At 75.0% G+C, this 19600-nt stretch carries 17 protein-coding genes; 8 read left to right on the forward strand and 9 right to left on the reverse strand.

Translation table 11 applies throughout. The features are described from left to right. Both ACE3UN_RS18560 and ACE3UN_RS18565 read right to left on the reverse strand, forming a co-directional pair. On the reverse strand, window positions 1–235 hold a 235-nt coding region (locus ACE3UN_RS18560; protein WP_374676480.1), incomplete at its 3' end, for a transposase. A gap of 66 nt (window positions 236–301) precedes the next feature. Beyond that, window positions 302–1006 carry a hypothetical protein gene (locus ACE3UN_RS18565; protein WP_374676481.1) on the reverse strand — a complete coding sequence of 235 codons (705 nt, stop codon included), beginning with the start codon at window positions 1004–1006 and terminating at the stop codon, window positions 302–304. Between the two features lie 171 nt (window positions 1007–1177). Between ACE3UN_RS18565 and ACE3UN_RS18570 the strand changes: the two genes are divergently transcribed. Continuing rightward, window positions 1178–2257 carry a tartrate dehydrogenase gene (locus tag ACE3UN_RS18570; RefSeq protein ID WP_374676482.1) on the forward strand — a complete coding sequence of 360 codons (1080 nt, stop codon included), beginning with the start codon at window positions 1178–1180 and terminating at the stop codon, window positions 2255–2257. Window positions 2258–2275: 18 nt separating this feature from the next. Here the strand turns inward: ACE3UN_RS18570 and recD are convergent, their stop codons facing one another. Genes recD through recC form a run of 3 tightly spaced genes read right to left on the reverse strand, consistent with a single transcriptional unit; the run spans window position 2276 to window position 11639 of the window. After that, window positions 2276–4336 (reverse strand): exodeoxyribonuclease V subunit alpha, encoded by a 2061-nt coding sequence (gene recD, locus ACE3UN_RS18575; protein WP_374676483.1) that lies wholly within the window; start codon window positions 4334–4336, stop codon window positions 2276–2278. Between the two features lie 17 nt (window positions 4337–4353). After that, window positions 4354–8091, reverse strand: a complete 3738-nt coding sequence (recB, locus tag ACE3UN_RS18580; protein WP_374676484.1) for an exodeoxyribonuclease V subunit beta — start codon at window positions 8089–8091, stop codon at window positions 4354–4356. Further along, window positions 8088–11639, reverse strand: a complete 3552-nt coding sequence (gene recC, locus ACE3UN_RS18585; RefSeq protein WP_374676485.1) for an exodeoxyribonuclease V subunit gamma — start codon at window positions 11637–11639, stop codon at window positions 8088–8090. The genes recB and recC overlap by 4 nt, the downstream gene beginning before the upstream one ends. Window positions 11640–11788: 149 nt before the next feature. Between recC and apbC the strand changes: the two genes are divergently transcribed. Continuing rightward, entirely contained in the window at window positions 11789–12880 is a 1092-nt protein-coding gene (apbC, locus tag ACE3UN_RS18590; protein ID WP_374676486.1) for an iron-sulfur cluster carrier protein ApbC, read from the forward strand. Between the two features lie 48 nt (window positions 12881–12928). On the opposite strand, the gene ACE3UN_RS18595 is transcribed toward apbC, so the two are convergent. The 3 genes from ACE3UN_RS18595 to ACE3UN_RS18605 form a co-directional block, all read right to left on the reverse strand. Then, window positions 12929–13480, reverse strand: a complete 552-nt coding sequence (locus tag ACE3UN_RS18595; RefSeq protein WP_374676487.1) for a DUF962 domain-containing protein — start codon at window positions 13478–13480, stop codon at window positions 12929–12931. Between the two features lie 173 nt (window positions 13481–13653). Next, entirely contained in the window at window positions 13654–14640 is a 987-nt protein-coding gene (locus tag ACE3UN_RS18600; RefSeq protein ID WP_374676488.1) for a 2-dehydropantoate 2-reductase, read from the reverse strand. A gap of 32 nt (window positions 14641–14672) precedes the next feature. Beyond that, a complete protein-coding gene (locus ACE3UN_RS18605) occupies window positions 14673–15209 on the reverse strand; it encodes a DUF962 domain-containing protein (protein WP_374676489.1) in 537 nt (178 codons plus the stop codon). A gap of 97 nt (window positions 15210–15306) precedes the next feature. Here ACE3UN_RS18605 and ACE3UN_RS18610 point away from each other — a divergent pair, with 97 nt between their 5' ends. The 4 genes from ACE3UN_RS18610 (at window position 15307) to ACE3UN_RS18625 (ending at window position 18087) form a co-directional block, all read left to right on the forward strand. After that, window positions 15307–16050 carry a Crp/Fnr family transcriptional regulator gene (locus tag ACE3UN_RS18610; RefSeq protein WP_374676490.1) on the forward strand — a complete coding sequence of 248 codons (744 nt, stop codon included), beginning with the start codon at window positions 15307–15309 and terminating at the stop codon, window positions 16048–16050. A gap of 32 nt (window positions 16051–16082) precedes the next feature. Next, window positions 16083–16652 (forward strand): dCTP deaminase, encoded by a 570-nt coding sequence (gene dcd / locus ACE3UN_RS18615; RefSeq protein WP_374676491.1) that lies wholly within the window; start codon window positions 16083–16085, stop codon window positions 16650–16652. Window positions 16653–16720: 68 nt separating this feature from the next. Beyond that, window positions 16721–17608 (forward strand): neutral zinc metallopeptidase, encoded by an 888-nt coding sequence (locus tag ACE3UN_RS18620; protein ID WP_374676492.1) that lies wholly within the window; start codon window positions 16721–16723, stop codon window positions 17606–17608. Between the two features lie 8 nt (window positions 17609–17616). Then, complete coding sequence (locus tag ACE3UN_RS18625; RefSeq protein WP_374676493.1) at window positions 17617–18087, forward strand: DUF1801 domain-containing protein; 471 nt, start codon at window positions 17617–17619, stop codon at window positions 18085–18087. A 36-nt stretch (window positions 18088–18123) separates the two neighbouring features. Here ACE3UN_RS18625 and ACE3UN_RS18630 read toward each other — a convergent pair whose 3' ends face one another. Beyond that, window positions 18124–18408 (reverse strand): hypothetical protein, encoded by a 285-nt coding sequence (locus ACE3UN_RS18630; RefSeq protein WP_374676494.1) that lies wholly within the window; start codon window positions 18406–18408, stop codon window positions 18124–18126. Between the two features lie 205 nt (window positions 18409–18613). On the opposite strand from ACE3UN_RS18630, the gene ACE3UN_RS18635 reads away from it, so the two are divergent. Continuing rightward, a complete protein-coding gene (locus tag ACE3UN_RS18635; protein WP_374676495.1) occupies window positions 18614–19342 on the forward strand; it encodes a CAP domain-containing protein in 729 nt (242 codons plus the stop codon). 3 nt (window positions 19343–19345) lie between these two features. Next, window positions 19346–19600, forward strand: a 255-nt coding sequence (locus ACE3UN_RS18640; RefSeq protein WP_374676496.1) for a hypothetical protein, incomplete at its 3' end; no start/stop codon positions are given.

The raw sequence follows: 19600 nt of genomic DNA on the forward strand, positions 1-19600 counted from the left end.
CATGCAGGTCCAGGTGCGCCTCGGCCAGCAGGTGCTTGAGCTTGGCGTTCTCGGCCTCCAGCTCGCGCAGCCGCCGCGCCTCCGAGACGTCCATGCCGCCGAACTTGGCGCGCCACTTGTAGAACGTGGCGTCCGAGAAGCCGCCCTTGCGGCAGATCTCAGCCACCGCCATGCCGGCCTCCGCCTGCTTGAGGAACCCGATGATCTGTTCCTCTGTGAACTTGCTCTTCCTCATGTCCGCGATTCTCCTGAATGGCGGACCCCTTGCTACTTCAGCTTGGTACGGCCTGCGGGGAGCAGGTCACACGGACTGGTCGGCACGCGGTACCTCGTGGATGTCCGCGCGCACGCCCCAGGTCTGAAGATGGCGGGCGAGCTGGCCGCCCGGGTCGGCGGCGGGCAAGGCCTTGTCCTGGGTGACGCACACCACCGTCATCGCCTCGGCGCGCTGCAGGAACGGGCGTGCGTCGGCCACGGCGCGGGCGGCCGCGCGGCTGCCGTCCCAGGCGATGAGCACGCGCGTACAGGGCGTCGATGGCTGGCCCTCCGGCAGCAGCAACACGGGGCGACCGGCGCCGAAGACCAGCGCCTCGGCCAGGGCGCGCTGGCTGCTGTCGCCCTCCTGGCCGCCGGGCAGGCCGAGCATCGCGAGGTCGTGGTACCTCGCCACGTGCGGCACGGTGTCGGTCTCGGCGCCGGGGTGCACGTCCACGCGCGTGGTGCGCATCGGCACGTGGGCGCTGTCCAGGGCGCTGGCCAATGCCTTCACCACCGCGTCGCCGGCTTGCCGGCACTGCGTGCGTGCGCCGCCGATGAGTGCCGGCGCGTCGATCAGCAGGTTGCCCAGTGCGCTGGCCACGGGCGGGAAGTCGGGCTCCAGTACCAGCGCGTGGACCTGGGCGCCCAGGTGGCGAGCCACCGCGGCGGCCTGGGCGGCAAAGCCGGCGTGAGCCGCCTGGGGGTAGGTCGGGATGATGGCAAGCAGGTCGGCATGGGCGGGTTGCATGGGGCCTCTCCTTGGGGGCGGTCCGGTGGTTAACATGCCGGACGCCCTGCGAGGGAACCCGGCCACCGCCAGTCTGCGAGGGCGTGCGCCCGCCACCCAGCAGCACTTTCCGCGGTCGGCCGTTCGCAAAAACCTGATGCCTGGCGACGCGCCGGGAAGGACACCCGCCCCATGACACGCCCCTATCGCATCGCCGTGATCCCCGGTGACGGCATTGGCCAGGAAGTGATGCCCGAGGGCCTGCGCGTGGTGCACGCCGCGGCGCGGCGATTCGGCATCGCGCTGGAGTGCACGCCCATCGACTGGGCCAGCTGCGCCTACTACCAGCAGCACGGCGACATGATGCCGGCCGACTGGAAGGCGCAGCTGGCGGGCATGGACGCGCTGTACTTCGGCGCCGTGGGCTGGCCCGCCACGGTGCCCGACAACGTGTCGCTGTGGGGCAGCCTGCTGAAGTTCCGGCGCGAGTTCGACCAGTACGTCAACCTTCGCCCGGTGCGCCTGTTCGACGGCGTGCCCTGCCCGCTGGCGGGCCGCCGGCCGGGCGACATCGATTACCTGATCGTGCGCGAGAACACCGAGGGCGAGTACACCAACCTCGGCGGCGTGATGTTCGCCGGCACCGAGCGCGAGATCGTCATCCAGGAGTCGGTGTTCAGCCGCCACGGCACCGACCGGGTGCTGAAGTTCGCCTTCGAGCTGGCGGCGCAGCGCGCCCGGCGCCACCTCACCGTGGCCACCAAGAGCAACGGCGTGGCCATCAGCATGCCGTGGTGGGACAGCCGCGCCGATGCCATGGCCGCCGCCTACCCGGGCGTGGTGGTGGACAAGCAGCACATCGACATCCTCACCGCACGCTTCGTGCTGCAGCCGCAGCGCTTCGACGTGGTGGTGGCCAGCAACCTGTTCGGCGACATCCTCAGCGACCTGGGGCCCGCATGCGCCGGCACCATCGGTCTCGCGCCCTCGGCCAACCTCAACCCGGAGCGGCGCTTTCCGTCGCTGTTCGAGCCGGTGCACGGCTCGGCGCCGGACATCTTCGGCCAGAACATCGCCAACCCGGTGGCCATGATCTGGTCGGGTGCGCTGATGCTGGACTTCCTCACCGACGGCCAGGGCGCGGGCCGGGCCGCGCACGACGCCATCGTGCGCGCCATCGAGACGGTGCTGCGCGAAGGCCCGTGCACGCGCGACCTGGGCGGCCACGCCAGCACCACCGAGATGGGCGAGGCGATCGCCGCGCTGGTCTGAGCGCGGGGCGCCGGCCCCTCAGCCTGCCGGCGCGCGGCCGGCGGCCAGCGCCTCGGCCAGGCGCTGCACCAGCCCGCCCTGGCGGCGCGTGGGGGCGGCGGTGGCGGCGCGCACCGCGTCGGCCCCCGCCACCAGGGTGACGCGGGCCCGCGCGCGCGTGATGCCGGTGTAGAGCAGCTCGCGGGTGCACACCGGGCTGCGCCGGGCCGGCAGCAGCACCAGCGCATGCTCGAACTCGGAGCCCTGCGACTTGTGCACCGTCATCGCGAAGGCGGTGTCGTGGGCCGGCAGGCGCGCCGGGGCCACGGCGCGAAAGCCCCCCGGCTCCGAGGCGCTGGGGAAGTACACCCGCAGTTCGTCCGTGGCGCCGGTCACGTCCGGCAGCGCCAGGCCGATGTCGCCGTTGAACAGGCGCAGGCCGTAGTCGTTGCGCTGCACCATCACCGGCCGGCCGGGCCACCACGGCGAGCGCCCGGCAGCGGCCGGGCCCAGCCGGGCGTCGCTGGCCAGGCCGGCGCGCAGGGCCTGCGTGAGGGCGGCGTTCACGGCGTCGGTGCCGCGCGGCCCCTGGCGCAGCGCGCACAGCACGCGGAAACGGCCGAAGGCCTGGGTGACGGCCGCCACGTCCGTCGGGTCGTGGCGCAGGGCGGCCAGGTAGGCGGCATAACCGTCGCGCAGCGCGGCCTGGGCGGCGGGCGCGGGCGCCTCGCCGTCGTCGGCGATCCAGCGCACATCGGCCCCCTCGGCCGCGTCGTCACGCGCGGCCCGCAGCGTGGCCAGGGCCTCGTCGGCCAGCCCGTCGCGCACCTGCACCGCGAGGCGGCCGATGCCCGAATCGGCGGCGAAGCGGTAATTGCGCGTGAACCACAAGGCGGTGTCCGCCAGGCCGGTGCGGCGGGCCGCCGCGGGTGGCTGCAGCTGCGCCGCCGGCACCGCGCACAGCGCGGCGAGCTGTGCGCGGCAGCCCTCACTGAGCGTCGGGTCGGCGCTCAGGTCGGCGAACACCGAGCCGGCCTCCACCGCGGCCAGCTGGTCCTTGTCGCCCAGCAGCACGATGCGCGCGCCGGGCGGCACGGCCTCCAGCAGCTGGGTGGCCAGGGCCAGGTCGAGCATGGAGGCCTCGTCCACCACCAGCGCGTCGATGGGCAGCGGGTCGTCCGCGCCATGGCGGAAGCCCTCGGGGCCGGCGCCGAGCAGGCGATGGATGGTGCTGCCCTCGGCCGGCAGGCGCGCCGCGATGGCCGGGTCCAGCGCCTGGGCGCGGGCGCGGATGGCCTCGGTCATGCGCGCGGCGGCCTTGCCGGTGGGGGCGGCGAGCGCGATGCGTGCGTCGGGCGATTGGGCCAGCAGCGCGGCCAGCAGGTTCACCACCGTGGTGGTCTTGCCGGTGCCCGGGCCGCCGCTGATGACGGTGAGCCGCCGGGTGAGCGCCAGCGCGGCGCCCACCTGCTGCCAGTCAGGCGCATCGCCCGTGGGCGCGCCGAAGAGCGCGCGCAGGCTGCGCGCCGCGGCCTCGTCCACCGGCAGGGGCGCGGCGCTGGCGGCGGCGGCCACGCGGGTGGCCAGGCGCCGCTCCAGGTCGAAATGGCGGTGCAGGTAGAGCCGGCCTTCGGGGGCGTCCTCCTCGGGCGGCTGCGCAGCGTCCAGGATGAGCGGGCAGCTGCCCGGCGCGTCGGGCGTGCCCACCACGCCGCTGCGGCCCAGCAGCGCCGCCAGCTCGGCGGCGGTGGGCGGCTCGGGCAGGGCGCGGCGCCAGGCCGCCACGTCGGTGCACACATGGCCGGCGCTGGTGGCCAGGCTCACCGCGCGGGCGGCGTCCGCCAGCCGCGCGCGGTCGGCCGCCGGCAGCGCCGGGTCGGCCCAGGCGGCCAGGTGCTGGGCGAAGCCCTCGGCCAGCAGCCGGGCGTCGGAGGCCTCGGACGTGTCGGGGGCTTCGGCAGGCTCGGCCCGAACGGCGGAGTCATGCGAGGAGGCTTCGACAGGCTCAGCCCGAACGGAGAAGGAGGGGGCGGTCGATGGGGCGGGCGCCGGCGGCAGGGGGCCCGGGTCCTCGGGGTCGACGTCGAAGAGGTCGCGCATGGACGGTGGGGCGGTGATCAGGGCAGGGCGCCGGCCGGCTCGCCCAGCAGGGCGGACAGGGCCTCCACCAGCGCACGCGGCGGCCGGTCGGTGAAGACGCCGGCCGGCTCGCCGCTGGCGGTGGTCCAACCGGGCCGCATGCCGCGCACGAAGAGGTAGGCCACGCCGCCAAAGTGCGTGTCGTAGTCGTAGCCAGGCAGGGCGTGGGCCAGGTAGCGGTGCAGGGCCACGGTGTAGAGCAGGTACTGCAGCGCGTAGCCGTGCTCCTGCATGGCGGCCTGCAGCGACGGGGGGTCGTAGTCGGCCGGGCGGTCGCCCAGGTGGTTGCTCTTCCAGTCGAGCACCAGGTAGCGGCCGCCATGCTCCACCACCAGGTCGATGAAGCCGCGCAGGTAGCCGCGCAGCTCGGCGAAGGCCAGCGCCGGCACGGGGTAGGCGTGCTGCGCCAGCAGCGCGGCCAGGTCGCGGGCGCGCAGCCGCTCGCTGGGCAGGTTGAACTCCAGCTCCACCAGGCGCCGGCCGGGCGGCACGCTGGCCAGCCGCAGGGGCCCGGCCGGGGTGGGGATGGGCGCCTGCAGCACGTCGTGCACCAGCCGCCCCAGCATGGCGCGCGCCTCGTCGGGCGAGACACCGGCCGCCTCGAGCGCCGGTGGCCAGGCACGCAGGCCGGCCTCGATGGCGGCGGGCACGGTGGACGGGTCGGTGAAATCCAGGCGCTCGAACACCGCATGCAGGCAGGAGCCGGCCGCGGCGCCGCGCGGGAAGCGCAGGATGTCGTCGGGTGCCAGCGCCACGGGCGAGCGCACGGGCACGGTGGGCTCGTCGCTGCCGGGCGTCTCGTCACGGTCGGCCGCGGCGGCCTCGTGGCGGCTGCCACCGGCCAGGCTGCTGTAGCTGCCGATCCACCACGCGGGCGGCAGGTGCGCGGGCGTGGGCAGGGCCACCAGGGCCGCCGGGTCGGGCTGCGGCAGCGTCACGGGCTGGCCCGGCGCCTGCGGCAGCCGGGCCAGGCCGACATGCGGGGCGTGGCGCGCGGCCAGCGCCTGCCAGGCCGCGGTGATGGCGGCCGGGCGCTCGTCCGGCGGTTTGGCCGTGAACCACTCCAGCGCGGGCACGCCCGCCCCCGCCGCCAGCCAGGCGAGCGGCGCCTTGCCGCTCTCGCTGACCGAGGGCTGGTCGCGCGACCCGGTGGCGTAGTGGCCCACCGGCAGCACGCAGCGGTGCACGGCGCGCGTCAGCGCCACGTAGATCAGCCGCAGGTCCTCGGCGGCCTGCTCCATGGCCAGGGCCTGCTTGATGGCCTTGTCCTCGCGGTCGGCGGCGAAATCCACCACCCGCTGGTCGCCCGGGCCCGCGTACTCGCGCGCCACCGCGTCCAGCGGCTTGGGCATGCGCCGGCTGGCCGCCCAGAGGAAGGGGCAGAAGACGATCGGGTACTCCAGGCCCTTGGACTTGTGGATGGTGACGATCTGCACCAGCTGCCGGTCGGATTCCAGCCGCAGCTGGGCCGCCTCGTCCTGCCGGCCCGCCAGGGCCTCGCGGCGCGTGTGCGCCAGCCAGCGCATCAGCGCCGCGGGCGAGTCGTGCCCCTCGGCCTGCGCCTGCTGCAGCAGCTCGGCCAGGTGCAGCAGGTTGGTCATGCGTCGTTCGCCGTCGGCGCGGCCCAGCAGGCGCTGGCCGATGCCCTCGTCGTGCAGCAGCCGGCGCAGCATCACGCCCACGCCGGCGCGCCGCCACAGCGCCTGGTAGGTGGTGAGGCGTTCCACCCAGCCCAGCCAGGCGGTCTCGCTCTGGCCCAGGGCCTCGATGGCGGGGGCGTCCAGCCCGATGAGCTGCGTGGCCAGGGCGCGCCGCAGCACGGGGTCGCGGCCCGGCTCCAGCACGGCGGCGAGCAGGTGCTGCAGGTCGTCGGCGTCGCTGCCGGCCCACACGCTGGCCTGCGACAGCTCCACGCTGCCCACGCCGAGGGCGGCCAGCGCCTGGCGCATGAGCGCGCCCTGGGCGTGCGAGCGCACCAGCACCGCGATGTCGCCACCGCCCACGGGCCGCGCGCCGAGCATGAGCTGGCCGTGTGGCGCCGCCTGCAGCAGGCGGGCGATCTCGGCGGCCGTGGCGCGCGCCACCTGGGCCATGAGCACGGCCTTGTGCAGCGCGGCGCCATCGGGTGCGGTGGGCAGCGTCCACAGCTGCAACGCGGCGCGGGGGGCACCGCTGGTGTCGGTCAGCGGCTGGCGCGGCTTGGCGCCGCAGGCCACGGGCTGGTAGTGCAGGCCGTCGACCACGAAGGCCTGCGGGTTGGCGCCGAACAGGCCGTTCAGCGCCGTGATGAGCTCGCCGGTGGAGCGCTGGTTCTCGCCCAGCGTGTGGCGCGCGGCCACGCGCGACGCGGCGCGCAGGTAGGTGGGCAGGTCGGCGTTGCGGAAGCTGTAGATTGCCTGCTTGGGGTCCCCCACGAAGAACAGCGGGGCATCCTGCGCCTCGGGTACCAAGTAGACCTGCTCGAAGATGCGGAACTGCAGCGGGTCGGTGTCCTGGAACTCGTCGATCAGGGCCGCGGGGAAGCGCTCGCGCACGGCAGCCGGCAGCGCGGAGCCGGGGGCGGTGAGCCGGTCGTGCAGGTTGGCCAGCATGTCGTCGAAGGCCACCACGCGCCGCTCGCGCTTGAGTGCACGCAGCGCGTCGGGCCCCTGCGCGAACAGGCGGCGCAGCAGCTGCAGGCGGGCGCGGTGGCGGGTGGCGGCCGCGGTGGCGTGCGCGTCGGCCAGCGCCTGCGCCGCATCCCAGAAGGTGTGCTCGGCCAGGCGGCGGCCCTGGGCCTTCTTGGCGGTGAGCTTCAGGCTGCCGCGGCCCAGCAGGCGTGCCTTGGCGGGCAGCGGCGCCAGCGGGTCATCGGCCGCGCCGAGCGTGTCCCAGTCGGCGATGGCCTGGTCCAGCGTGCCCTCACGGAAGGTGGTGCCGTTGAGGCAATCCCGCACCTGCGCCAGCGCCTCGACGAGGGCCGGTCGCCCGTCGCGCCACAGCCGGGTGGCCAGGCGGTGCGCCTCGCGCAGCGCGGCGTCGCCCAGGTCGCCGAGCGGCTCGTCCAGATCGGCTGGCCACAAGGCCGGGTTCAAGGGCCGCGCCAGGCGCTCGCGCAGCCAGCGGGCCCAGCGCTCGGGGCTGTCGCCTGCGTCCAGCAGGTGGGCGGCCAGCGGCCGCGGCGCGGGAGCCGCCACCACCTCGGCGCGCCAGAAGTCCTGCACCACCTGGGCCACGAGTTCGCCGTCGTCGGCCAGCAGCTCGGTGTGCAGCGGCAGGCCCGAGGCGAAGGGCGCATCGGCCAGCGCGCGCTGGCAGAAGCCGTGGATGGTGAAGATGGCGGCCTCGTCGAAGCCCTGCAGCGCCTCGTCGGCCAGGGCGCGCAGGGTGTCGGTGGCCAGGCCGCGCTCGGCCAGCGCCTGCAGCAGCTGCGGCACGAAGGGGTCGCCCGGCGGCAGCGGCTCGCCGCGCAGGGCGGCCAGCGTCTCGGCGAGGCGGCCACGGATGCGCTCGCGCAGCTCGGCCGTGGCGGCGTTGGTGAACGTGACCACCAGGATCTGCTGCACCGTGAACTGCCGCTCCAGCAGCAGGCGCAGGTACAGGCCGCAGATGTTCCAGGTCTTGCCCGTGCCGGCCGAGGCCTCGATGAGCTGGCTGCCGTGCAGCGGGCAGTGGAAGACATCCAGCGCCTGCATGGCGGGGGCCACAGACGGAGAGGAAGAGGGCGTGGCCGTCATGCCGCCTCCTCCTCGGTGCCCGCCACGGCCGCCTCGGCCGGGGCCCCGGCGCGGGCCGCGAGCACGGGGGCGAACACCGTGTCGGCCAGCGCGGCGAACTCGTCGTCGAGCGCGCCCAGCACCGGCTGGCCACGCAGGGAGATCTGGTAGGCCGCGTCCTGCGATTCACCGCGCTGGTAGCCGCTGCCCAGCCAGGCCTGGCCGGCCTTGGCCGGGCCCTGGGTGACCGCCACCCACGCACTGCGGGGGAAGAAGTGCAGCGGCTCGTGCTGGCCGCGCTCGAACAGGGCCACCAGCGTGGCCAGGTGGGCGGCGGCGTCGTCCACGGGCTGCAGGTGCAGCACACCGTCCAGCGCATGCCAGCGCGTGACGCCCTCGCAGCCGGCGCCCGCGTGGCCGCTCGCCAGGGCGGCATTGAGGAACAGGTGCGGCACCCAGGCGTCGATCACGTCCCGCGCGGACAGCTCGTCGCAGCGGCCGCGCACCAGGCCCGCCGGCCGCAGGTCGGCCAGGCCGCCGGTGAGGCGCCAGGGCTGGCCGTGCACCGGCACGGTCAGCGCGATGGGCAGCGTGGGCAGGCAGGGGTGGGCCTGCTCGGCGCGCAGCGCGGCCGCATAGGGGCGCAAGCGGGCCAGCTCGCGGGCGCACTCCAGCTCACCCACGGGGCCGGCGGGCAGCTCCTGGCCGGCGCGCGCCAGCTCGGCGAGCGCCGTGCCCTCGTCGCCGGCCAGCAAGGCGGGCAGCAGCCGCTCGGCCAGGGCGCGGCGCGCGCGGCGCTTGGCCACGAAAGGCTCGGCGTCGTCCAGCACCACCTCGTCGTCGAACAGCTGCAGGCCCAGGCGACGCCGCAGCAGGTAGCGGCAGGGGTGGCGGAGGAACTCGACCAGCTGCTCCAGGTGCAGCTCGCGCGGCTGGCCCGGTGCGGACAAGTCGGTGGCGGTGGGCGGGCGCAAGGGGGCGGGGAAGAACGGCGGTGCGACGAGACCGGCGGACAGGGCGGCGGCCTCGTCGCCGTCGGCGGGACCGCCCCCCTCGGCGTCGGACGACTCCGCCGCGTGCAGCGCGGCGGCGCTGCGCCGCGCCAGCTCGGCCGAGGCGGCGAAGCGGGCCTGCAGGCCGGCCGCCAGCGCGTCGCGCAGTTCGGTGTCGTGGCTGCGCCGTCGCTCGTCGGCCGTGGGGTCGAAGGCCTCGGGCGAGAAGGCCTGCAGCGGGTGGTCCACCACCCAGTCGGCGCGCGCACGCTGGATGTCCGCCGGGGTGTCGCTGGCCGCGCGTGCCGGGGCCAGGGCGTCGATCAGCTCGGCCACCAGCACCGAGGGCGGCAGGGCGGCGTTGTCGCGCACGTGGCGGCCGGTGTAGCTGATGAGCACGTGGTCGCGCGCGGCCAGCAGCAGATCGAGGAACACGTTGCGCTCGTCCAGCCGGCGCTGGCGGTCACCGCGGCGCGGCTCGCGGGCCAGCAGGTCGAACTCGGGCGGGCGGTTCGCGGTGGGGTAGGCCCCGTCGTTCATGCCCACCATGGCCACCACGCGGAAGGGCAGACCGCGCAGGCTGGCCATGGCGCTGAAGGTGATGCCGCCGCCGGGCACGCCGCCCCGCGCGGGGTCGTCGAGCGCGGCTTCGAGCGCGCGCCGCCACACGGCCAGCGGCAGCGGCAGGGCCGACGCGCCCGCGGCCTCCAGCGTGGCCACCAGCGCCTGCACCTCGTGGCGCAGCTCCTGCAGGTCGGCCTGGGCGAGCAGGGCCTCGTCGGCCTCGGCGCCGCCCGCCGCGCCGGCGGGTGGCCGGGCATCGAGAAAGTCGTCGAGCGCGCGCAGGGTGAGCGCGCCCCAGGCGGCCGGCGCCAGCGGCGCGGCCGTGGCCTGGTGCAGGCGCGACAACTGTTGCGTGAAACGGTGCAGGCGGCCGAGCAGGGCCGCGTCGCTGCCCTGGGCGCTGCCCGCCGGCAGCCGCGGCTGGGGCCCGAGTCCGGGCAGGCGGACCGGCGCGGCGCCGCCCGTGGGCAGGGCGTAGCCGAGGAAGAGCCGATCCAGCCCATCGGCCAGGCTGTGTCGCCCGGGCGCCTGCGGGTCGGTGGGCACCTCGGCCGCGGCACGCTGCGCCGCGTCCAGGCCCCAGTGCACGCCGGCCTGCAGCAGCCAGCGCTGCACGGTGTCGAGCTCGTCCGGCGCCAGGCCCACGCGGCGCGCCACCAGCGGCTGCTGCAGCAGGCCGAAGACCTCGCTCACCGCGAAGCGCGAGGCCACCAGCGCCAGCAGCTGCAGCAGCGTGCGCGCCGGCTGGCTGGCCCGGCTGCGCGGCAGGCCGGTGAGCTGGAAGGGCAGGCGGCGGGCTGGCGCCACGGTGGAGAACACCGCCTCGATCACCGGCGCGGCACCGGGCAGGTCGGGCGTGACCACCAGCACGTCGCCCGGCCGCAGGCTGGGGTCGGCCGCGAACAGCGACAGCAGTCGGTCGTGCAGCACCTCCAGCTCGCGCGTGAGCGAATGGCAGCGGTGGATCTCGATGGAGCGGTCGTCGGGCGCCACGCTGGCCGGGGGCAGCTCCTCCAGCGCCAGCACGCTGTTCTGGAAGGCGGCGAGCAGGTGGTGGCCGGGGTGGGGCGCAAAGCGGGCGTGGTCCTGCACCTGGTGCAGGCGGTCGAGCAGCAGGTCGAGGTGGGCCTGGGTCTGGCGGCCCCAGGCGGCCAGCAGGCGGTGGCCGGTCTCGTGGTAGCCATCCGCCCAGCCAGCCTGGCCCCGGCGCGCCTGGCGGCCGGCCAGGTGGGCGAGCCGGCGCGGGTCGACGATCTCGTACCAGTAGGCCTCGCAGGGATCGAGCACGTACAGGTGCAGGTCCATCCAGCTGCCCAGCCGCTCGAGCCAGGGCAGGTACAGCGGCGGCATGGACGGCATGCCGAACAGGTGGGCCGATGGCGGCAGCGGCCGGGGCGGGCGGTCGTGGGGCACGGCCAGGGCCTGCTGGTACGCCTCGCCCGGGTGCAGGCTGGCGGGGGCCAGCTCGGCCGCGAGCCGGCGCCACAGGTCAGACTGCCAGGCCTCGTCGGCCAGCGCGGCGGCCCCGGCCGTGGGCGGCAGCACGCTGCGCCCGTCGTCCCAGGCGGCCAGCCACTCGGGGCGGTAGGTGCTGTACTGGTCGAACAGCGCGGCGGTCGTGCCGGCCAGGTCGTGGCGCATCACCGCGTCGGCATCGGCGAGATAGCGCGCCAGGCGCGGGTGGCGGCGCCACCAGGCCTCGTCGCCGAAGGCCGTGTAGAGGCGCCAGGTGGTGAGCGGCGCCGCGAAGGGAGACTCCTCCGCCACGCGCGGCACGCCGTGCGCGACCTGACGCCAGAGCCACTGCGCCAGGAAGCCGAACTCGATGTGCGCGCACACGCCGTGCGCGCGCGCCGCGGCCAGCGTGAGGGCGCGCCGCATGGCCGCGCTGGGCACCAGCACATGCTGCGGCTGCAAGGGCCCGAGCGCGCCGCTGCGGCGCTCGGCCTGCAGGCGGTCGAGCAGCTCGTCGGCCAGGATCTCGAAGCGGTTGGACAAGTGCAGGTGCAGCATGGCTGCGCGCAGTATCCCGCGCCGCCGGGCCGGTGAGGCGAGCCGGGCGCCCGCAATGCCCTTCGCGGGCCGCCCGGTTCGCGGCCATCGGCCCACCCCGTGCCGGGGGCTGGGCTAGACTGCCGGCCGCCTTCTCTCTTGCCGCCGCCATGCCTGTTTCCGAAGCCGCGCTGCTCGACGCCCTGCGCACCGTCGTCGACCCCCACACCCAGCAGGACTACGTCAGCACCAAGCAGCTGCGCGGGCTGCGCATCGACGGTGGCCAGGTCGCCTTCGATGTCGAGCTGGGCTACCCCGCCAAGTCGGTGATCCCGGGCGTGCGCAGCGCGCTGATCTCCGCCGCGCGCAGCGTGCCGGGCGTGGAGAACGTCAGCGCCAACGTCGGCTTCAAGGTCATCGCGCACGCGGTGCAGCGCGGGGTGCCGCTGCTGCCCCAGGTGCGCAACGTGATCGCCATCGCCTCCGGCAAGGGCGGCGTGGGCAAGAGCACCACCACCGCGAACCTCGCGCTGGCGCTGGCCGCCGAAGGCGCCCGGGTGGGCATCCTGGACGCCGACATCTACGGCCCCAGCCAGCCCATGATGATGGGCATCAGCGGCCGGCCCGAGAGCATCGACGGCCAGAGCATGGAGCCGCTGGAGAACCATGGCGTGCAGGTCATGTCCATCGGCTTCATCGTGGAGCCCGACCAGGCCATGATCTGGCGCGGCCCCATGGCCACCCAGGCGCTGGACCAGCTGCTGCGCCAGACCAACTGGCACGACCTGGACTACCTGCTGATCGACATGCCGCCCGGCACGGGCGACATCCAGCTCACGCTCAGCCAGCGTGTGCCGCTGACGGGCGCGGTGATCGTCACCACGCCGCAGGACATCGCGCTCATCGACGCCCAGCGCGGCTTCAGCATGTTCGACAAGGTGGGCGTGCCGGTGCTGGGCATCGTGGAGAACATGGCGGTGTACTGCTGCCCGAACTGCGGCCACACCGAGCACATCTTCGGCGCCGAGGGCGGCCAGCGCATGGCCGCACAGCGTGGCGTGCCCTACCTGGGCGCGCTGCCGCTGACGATGAAGATCCGCGAGCAGGCCGACAGCGGCCACCCCACGGTCGTGGCCGAGCCCGACAGCGAGATCGCCGGCCTGTACAAGGCGGTGGCGCGGCAGGTGGCGGTGAAGGTGGCCCAGAAGGCCAAGGACTTCTCCTCGAAGTTCCCCACCATCAACGTGTCGAAGTCCACCTGAGCGCCCGGCGCCCCGGCGGGCGCCTGGGGGACAGGGCCACGCTGGCGCTCAGGCCGGCAGCGCCAGGTCGCGCACGTGCGTGGGCCCGGCGCGCTGCGCGATCTCGTCGCGCAGGCCCCTCAGCAGACCCAGCGAGAACAGCGCCTCCGCGGTGACGAACTGCGGGCCCACCAGCAGGCCGATGAGGTCGTCGGTGAAGGCCGGCTTGCGGCCCTCGTAGTAGTGGCCCAGGAACTGCACCAGCCAGCCCAGCAGGAACAGACCGCTGCCCACCACGAACCAGGCGGTGAGGCCGCCGGTGCCCAGTGGCGCGGCCAGCGCCACCAGCGTGCCGTTGACCACGCTGACCGCCACCCCCAGCCAGAACTCGCCGCGGGTGAGGTACCACAGGGTGGTCACCGCCCACAGCAGGGCGGCTGGCGTGAGCGCCAGCACGCCGGCGGGGGTGGCCACGTCCAGCGCCGGCCGCGCGAGCAGCACGCCCACCGCGAAGACGATCAGCGGGATGCCCACGAAGTGGGTGGCGATATTGCGCCGGTCGCGGTGGTAGCGGGCGTACTGGACGAGCAGCTCGCGGGCGGGACGGAAGGCTGAAGCCATGGCGGCCTCCTCACGGGGCGCACCTGCACGGGAGGCACAGGCACGCGGGGCGACAACGATGGCCGGATGCTAGCGCCTGTGCGCCAGGGCCGGGGGCTTGCGGGGTCTTGGCGACGCTGATCCGCGTCAATTCCGGCGCGCCGGCCATGGCTTGACGCGCGCCGGGTGGCCGGTCAGCGCAGCCCCAGCTCGCGCTGCAGGTCCGTCGCCGGCCAGGCCCTCGGATGGGCCGGCCAGGCACGCACCAGCCGCGCGATGCGCTCGTTCAGCGGCGCGTCCCGCCCGTGGGCCCGTGCCAGCCGCACCACCTCGCCACACAGCGCGTCCACCTCGGTGGCGCGGCCCAGGGCCAGGTCGTCGGCCATGCTGGAGCGGGCCTCGGGGTCGATGCGCAGCATGCGCTGCGCCACGCGCTGGAACAGCCCGTCGGGCAGGGACAGCACCACGGGCAGGCGCCGCGGCGCCACGGCCGCCACCTGGGCGGGCTCGATGCCCGCCGCGCCCAGGGCCGCCACGGCCTCGCGCTGCAGGGCAGCGAACACGCGGCGGTAGCCACGCTGCATCAGCTCGGCGCGCAGCGGCAGGCCCGAGAGGGCATTGACCGGGTTGTTCAGGTTCAGCAGCAGCTTGCCCCACTGCACCGGCCGCAGGTCGGTGTGCAGGCGCAGCGGCAGGCCGGCCGCCTCGAACACCGGCACCCAGGGGCGCAGGGCCGGGTCGTCCTGCGCCGCCAGGCGCCCGCCAGTGCCGCGGTGCAGGTGGCCGGGCGACAGCTCGGCGATGTTGTAGGGCACCATGCCGGGCAGCCAGTGCAGGCCCGGGGCCGCCGCATGGGCGGCCTCGACATTGCCGATGCCGTTCTGCAGCGAGAGCACCGGCGTGCCGGCGGGCAGGGCGGCGGCGAGCTGCGCGGCGGCCGTGGCCGTGGCCCCGCACTTCACGGCCAGCAGCACCAGGGCCGGCGCGAGACCGTCGCGCGGCTGCTCGCCCATGTCCAGCGCCGACGGTGCCAGCCGCTCGTCGCGGCCGTCCTGGTCGGTCACGCGCAGGCCGTGCGTGCGCCAGCCGTCCAGCGTGCGCGCGCGGCCCACGAAGTGCACGGGCACGCCGGCGGCCTGCAGGCAGCCGCCCACGTAGCCGCCCACGCTGCCGGCGCCCATGACGAGCACCGGCCCCGGCACGCCGCCGGCGCTCAATGCGAGCCGGCGGGCTGCCCCGCACTGCGCAGGTGGGTGGGGCCTGCCGCCTCCTCGATGCGTGCGCGCAGCGCGCGGCCCCAGCCGAGCGCGAACATGGCCTCGGCGGTGACGAACATGGGGCCCACCAGCAGGCCGATGAGGTCGTCCACGAAGGCCGGCTTGCGGCCCTCGTAGTAGTGGCCGATGAACTGCAGCACCCAGCCGACGACGAAGACGCCCACGCCCCAGGCCAGCCAGCTGGCCGTGCTGCCGTCGGCCAGGCCGTGGCCCAGCGCCACGAGAGCCAGCGTCAGCGTGCTGACGACGGCGCCCAGCACGAGCTGGCCGCGCGTGAGGTACCAGGCGGTGGCCCCCGCGGCCACCACCCAGGCGGCCGACAGCTCCATGCCACCGAGCGGGAAGCGGGCCCGCGCCAACAGCACGCCCACCGCGAAGACGATCAGCGGGATGCCGACGAAGTGGGTGGCGATGTTGCGGCGGTCGCGGTGGTAGTGGGCATACTGGATCAGCAGTTCGTCGGCCTGTCGCATGGCGGCGCTCCGGTGGTGGTGCAGCGAAGGCCCATGCTAGGCGCCGGTGCGGCTTGACGACTGTCAAAACCTCGACATTCCCGCCCTGCGGCGCCCCATGGCTTCTCCGGACATTCCCGCATCGCTGCCCGCCGACCCGGCCGCCCCCGGCTGGCATGCCGTGCTGGCCACCGACGCCTGGTTCGGCCAATGCCCGCCGGCACTGCGCGACGCGCTGTGCACGCTCGGGCGGGTGCAGCGCCTGGCGCCGGGCGAGTGCCTGTTCCGGCGGGGCGACGCGGCCGACGGCCTGCTGTGCGTGCTCGAAGGCGCCGTGCGCGTGGGCGCAGTGGGGCAGGACGGCAGCCAGACGCTGCTCGCCTTCGTGGAGCCGGGCCGCTGGTTCGGCGAGATCTCGCTCATCGACGGCCGGCCGCGCACCCACGACGCGGTGGCCGAAGGGCCCACCGTGGTGCTGCGCGTGCCGCAGGCGCCGCTGTGCAGCTGGCTGGACGCCCACCCGGCCCACTGGCAGGCCATCGCGCAGCTCGCCTGTGCCAAGCTGCGCATGCTGTTCGGCGTGGTGGAGGACATCGCCCGGCTGCCGCTGCCGGCCCGGCTGGCTCGCCGGCTGTGGCTGGAGGCGCATGGCTGGGACGAACGGGCCGGCGCGCCGCGGCGCACCCTGCGCCTGCCGCAGGAGCAGCTGGCGCTGCTGCTGGGCGTGAGCCGGCAGACGGCCAACAAGGCGCTGCGCGCGCTGGAGGCCGAGGGCGTGCTGAGTTTGCGCTACGGCAGCATCGAGCTGATTGACCTGGACCGGCTCGCCCGCGTGGGCGAGATGGCGGGCCCGGGCTCCTAGAATCCGCCGCTTACCCCAGACGAGCCCGAGCGATGAGCATCAAGAGCGACAAGTGGATCCGCCGCATGGCCGAGCAGCACGGCATGATCGAGCCGTTCGAGCCCGGCCAGGTGCGCTCGGCACCCGACGGCCACAAGATCGTCAGCTACGGCACCTCCAGCTACGGCTACGACATCCGCTGCGCGCGCGAGTTCAAGGTCTTCACCAACATCCACTCCACGGTGGTGGACCCGAAGAACTTCGACGAGAAGAGCTTCGTGGACGTGGAGAGCGACGTCTGCATCATCCCGCCCAACAGCTTCGCGCTGGCGCGCACGGTGGAGTACTTCCGCATCCCGCGCAGCGTGCTCACCATCTGCCTGGGCAAGAGCACCTACGCGCGCTGCGGGATCATCGTCAACGTGACGCCCTTCGAGCCCGAGTGGGAGGGCTACGTCACGCTCGAGTTCAGCAACACCACGCCCCTGCCGGCCAAGATCTACGCGGGCGAGGGCTGCGCGCAGGTGCTGTTCTTCGAGAGCGACGAGGTCTGCGAGACCAGCTACAAGGACCGCGGCGGCAAGTACCAGGGCCAGCGCGGCGTCACCCTGCCCAAGACCTGACCCCTGGCCGGTACGCCGGTTGCCCTCGAGCCGGACGGGCCAGGTGGCCCGCTGGAGCGAGGTGCGTCATGCGGTGGGAAGGCAACCGTCAGAGCGACAACGTCGAGGACCGTCGCGGTGAGGGCGGCGGCATGGGCCTGCCGGGGCTCGGCGGCCTGGGTGGCCGAGGCCTGAGCCTGGGCACCGTGGCAGTGGCCCTGGTGGCCGGCTGGATCTTCGGCATCAACCCGCTGGCCCTGCTGGGCCTGGCCAGCGACCCGCGCGGCGCCACCTCCACCGCGCAGCAGGGCCCCGCGCCGGCCCCCCCGCCCGAGGACCGCCAGGCCGCCTTCGTGTCCACCGTGCTCGCCGACACCGAGGACGTGTGGCGCATGCTGTTCGAGCGCAGCGGCGGCGTCTATGCGCCGCCCCGGCTGGTGTTGTTCCGCGGCGGGGTGCGCACGGCCTGCGGGCAGGGCCAGGCCGCCATGGGGCCGTTCTACTGCCCGGCCGACCGCAAGGTGTACATCGACCTGGGCTTCTACGACACGCTGCAGCAGCAGCTGGGTGCGCCGGGTGACTTCGCCCAGGCCTACGTGATTGCCCACGAGGTGGCCCACCACGTGCAGCACCTGCTGGGCGTGACCGACCGGGTGGACCAGCGGCGAGGCCGCACCAGCCAGGCTCAGGCCAACGCGTTGTCGGTGCGCATGGAGCTGCAGGCCGACTGCCTGGCCGGCGTGTGGGCCCACCATGCGCAGGCCGCGCGCCAGATCCTGGAGCAAGGCGATGTGGAAGAGGCCCTGAACGCCGCCTCGCGCATCGGCGACGACGCGCTGCAGCGGCGCTCGCAAGGCGAGGTGGTGCCCGAGAGCTTCACGCACGGCACCAGCGCGCAGCGCGTGGCCTGGTTCCGCCGCGGGCTGGAGGGCGGCGACGTGCAGGGCTGCGACACCTTCCAGGCCCGGCAGCTCTGACCCGCCCCATGCGCGCCGGCACCCGATCCAAGGCCCTGGTGGGCGCCTGGCTGGATTTCCAGCCGCCGGCGCAGCGCGAGGTGGCCCAGGCGCTGCGCGCGGCCGTCCGCGAAGTGGAGCCCGAGCTGGGCGAGGCGATCCGCTGGGGCCAGCTGGTGTTCCTGTGGGGCGGCTCGCCGCTGCTGGCCATCGCGCCGCACCGCGGCCACGTCAACCTGCAGGTGTTCAACGGCCACCAGCTCTCGGCCGGGCTGCTGCCGCCCGATCCGTCCGGCCGGCCCGGCCCGCGCAGCCTGCGTTGCCGGCTGCAGCAGCCGGTGGACACGCCGCACGTGCGCGACATCGTGCGGGCCAGCGTGGCGCGGGCGCGCGAGACGGGGCTGGGTCGCCCCGCCGCGCCCGCCGAAGGCCAGGCCACCCCGGGCACGGGGCCCGCCATCGACGCCGGCGCCGCCGACGGGCCGGACGACAGTGCCTGAGGCCTGTGGCGGTGGCCGGCCCCCGGTGGCCCGCACTCACGTGCGGGGCCGGGCCCCTTCGATCAGCGGCAGCCAGTCGCAGCGCAGGCGACGCCGCCGGTGCAGCCGGCGCCGCAGCGCGCAGTAGGCCACGGGCGTGAAGAACAGCGCCACGCAGGCCAGCACGGCCCAGCCCGCGTCCAGCATGAACGAGGCGGGTGCACCGAACCAGCCCATCAGCCACAGTGTGAGCACGGCGTCGAAGGCGTGGTACTCCATCGGGGCGTCCCAGCGGTGGTCCACCATCCAGGCTTTCATCAGGGCGAGTTGCGAGAGCGTCATGGCAGGCTCCGGTGCAAGGCGTCAGACGGTGTGATGGTGCGCGCATGTCAGTTTGGTGTCAGCCAGGAAACAAGGGATGAACCTCCCGCAGTTCGCGGGTGCGCAGGCGGCTTCCGGCAGCGGCCGTGCCCGCGGCAGGCGCGTGACTTGCTGGCCCGTGGGCATGCTGCTCCCGGCCACGCCCCTCCGTCGCACCCTGGCCGCCATGGCATTGAGCGGGGGCATGGCGCTGCCGCTGGTGGCCTGCCAGGCTGGCGCGGCGCCCCGCGCCGGCCCCGCCGCCGCTGTCCCGGCGCTGGCGGGCAGCGAGGCGGCCGTGCGGGCGCGGGCCAACGCCTTCCGCGCCGAATCAGGCCTGGCACCGCTGGCGCCCGAGCGTGCGCTGCAGGAGGCCGCGCGCGCCTTCGCCGCCTACATGGCCGAGTCCGATCACTATGGCCACGAAGCCGATGGCCGCACGCCGGCGCAGCGCAGCGAGGCCGCGGGCTACCGCTGGTGCGCGGTGGCGGAGAACATCGCCTATGTCATGCGCTCGGACGGCTTCGCCACCGAGGAGCTGGCGCGGCGGCTGATGGACGGCTGGATCGCGTCGCCCGGCCACCGGCGCAACCTGCAGGACGGTGACATGACGCAGACCGGCGTGGCCATCGCGCACAGCACGCGCACGGGCCGCTACTACGCCGTGCAGCTGTTCGGCCGGCCGCGGGACGCGCGGGTGCGCTTCGACATCCGCAACAGCGGCCGCCAGCCCACGCGCTACACGCTGGGCGAGCAGGCCTTCGACCTGCCGCCCGGCACCACGCGCACCCACGAGCAGTGCCGCGCCGAGCCGCTGCGCCTGCCAGGGCGCGGTGCGGCGGTGGCCCCGCGCGACGGCGCGCATTACCGCCTGGAGCCCGCGGGTGCGGGCGACTGGCGCCTGGTGGAGGGCTGACCCATGACACACACCCCCGCACTGTTCAAGCCGCCCGTCGGACGGCCCGTCCGCGCTGCGTGGCGTGGCGTGGTGGCCGGCATGGCGATGGGGGCCTGGCTGGCCGGCGCCGCGTGGGCGCAGGCGTCGGAGGTGCCGGCGCCGCGTTCACCCGCCTGCCGGGATGCGCTGGCGGCGCTGCAGGCCGACGAGAACCGCCTGCTGCAGGAGCAGCGCGGCAGCGGCACGCCCGCCGTCGCCCCGCCGGCGCGCGAGCGG

It is taken from the genome of Ideonella sp. (genome assembly GCF_041918995.1).
Classification (GTDB): Bacteria; Pseudomonadota; Gammaproteobacteria; order Burkholderiales; family Burkholderiaceae_C; genus Ideonella.

What these genes read in the sequence shown, in the direction of transcription:
- ACE3UN_RS18565 (WP_374676481.1), bottom strand. Translation starts at nt 1,006, where the DNA reads ATGCAACCCGCCCATGCCGACCTGCTTGCCATCATCCCGACCTACCCC.
- ACE3UN_RS18570 (WP_374676482.1), top strand. Translation starts at nt 1,178, where the DNA reads ATGACACGCCCCTATCGCATCGCCGTGATCCCCGGTGACGGCATTGGC.
- recD (WP_374676483.1), bottom strand. Translation starts at nt 4,336, where the DNA reads ATGCGCGACCTCTTCGACGTCGACCCCGAGGACCCGGGCCCCCTGCCG.
- recB (WP_374676484.1), bottom strand. Translation starts at nt 8,091, where the DNA reads ATGACGGCCACGCCCTCTTCCTCTCCGTCTGTGGCCCCCGCCATGCAG.
- recC (WP_374676485.1), bottom strand. Translation starts at nt 11,639, where the DNA reads ATGCTGCACCTGCACTTGTCCAACCGCTTCGAGATCCTGGCCGACGAG.
- apbC (WP_374676486.1), top strand. Translation starts at nt 11,789, where the DNA reads ATGCCTGTTTCCGAAGCCGCGCTGCTCGACGCCCTGCGCACCGTCGTC.
- ACE3UN_RS18595 (WP_374676487.1), bottom strand. Translation starts at nt 13,480, where the DNA reads ATGGCTTCAGCCTTCCGTCCCGCCCGCGAGCTGCTCGTCCAGTACGCC.
- ACE3UN_RS18600 (WP_374676488.1), bottom strand. Translation starts at nt 14,640, where the DNA reads ATGGGCGCCGGCAGCGTGGGCGGCTACGTGGGCGGCTGCCTGCAGGCC.
- ACE3UN_RS18605 (WP_374676489.1), bottom strand. Translation starts at nt 15,209, where the DNA reads ATGCGACAGGCCGACGAACTGCTGATCCAGTATGCCCACTACCACCGC.
- ACE3UN_RS18610 (WP_374676490.1), top strand. Translation starts at nt 15,307, where the DNA reads ATGGCTTCTCCGGACATTCCCGCATCGCTGCCCGCCGACCCGGCCGCC.
- dcd (WP_374676491.1), top strand. Translation starts at nt 16,083, where the DNA reads ATGAGCATCAAGAGCGACAAGTGGATCCGCCGCATGGCCGAGCAGCAC.
- ACE3UN_RS18620 (WP_374676492.1), top strand. Translation starts at nt 16,721, where the DNA reads ATGCGGTGGGAAGGCAACCGTCAGAGCGACAACGTCGAGGACCGTCGC.
- ACE3UN_RS18625 (WP_374676493.1), top strand. Translation starts at nt 17,617, where the DNA reads ATGCGCGCCGGCACCCGATCCAAGGCCCTGGTGGGCGCCTGGCTGGAT.
- ACE3UN_RS18630 (WP_374676494.1), bottom strand. Translation starts at nt 18,408, where the DNA reads ATGACGCTCTCGCAACTCGCCCTGATGAAAGCCTGGATGGTGGACCAC.
- ACE3UN_RS18635 (WP_374676495.1), top strand. Translation starts at nt 18,614, where the DNA reads ATGGCATTGAGCGGGGGCATGGCGCTGCCGCTGGTGGCCTGCCAGGCT.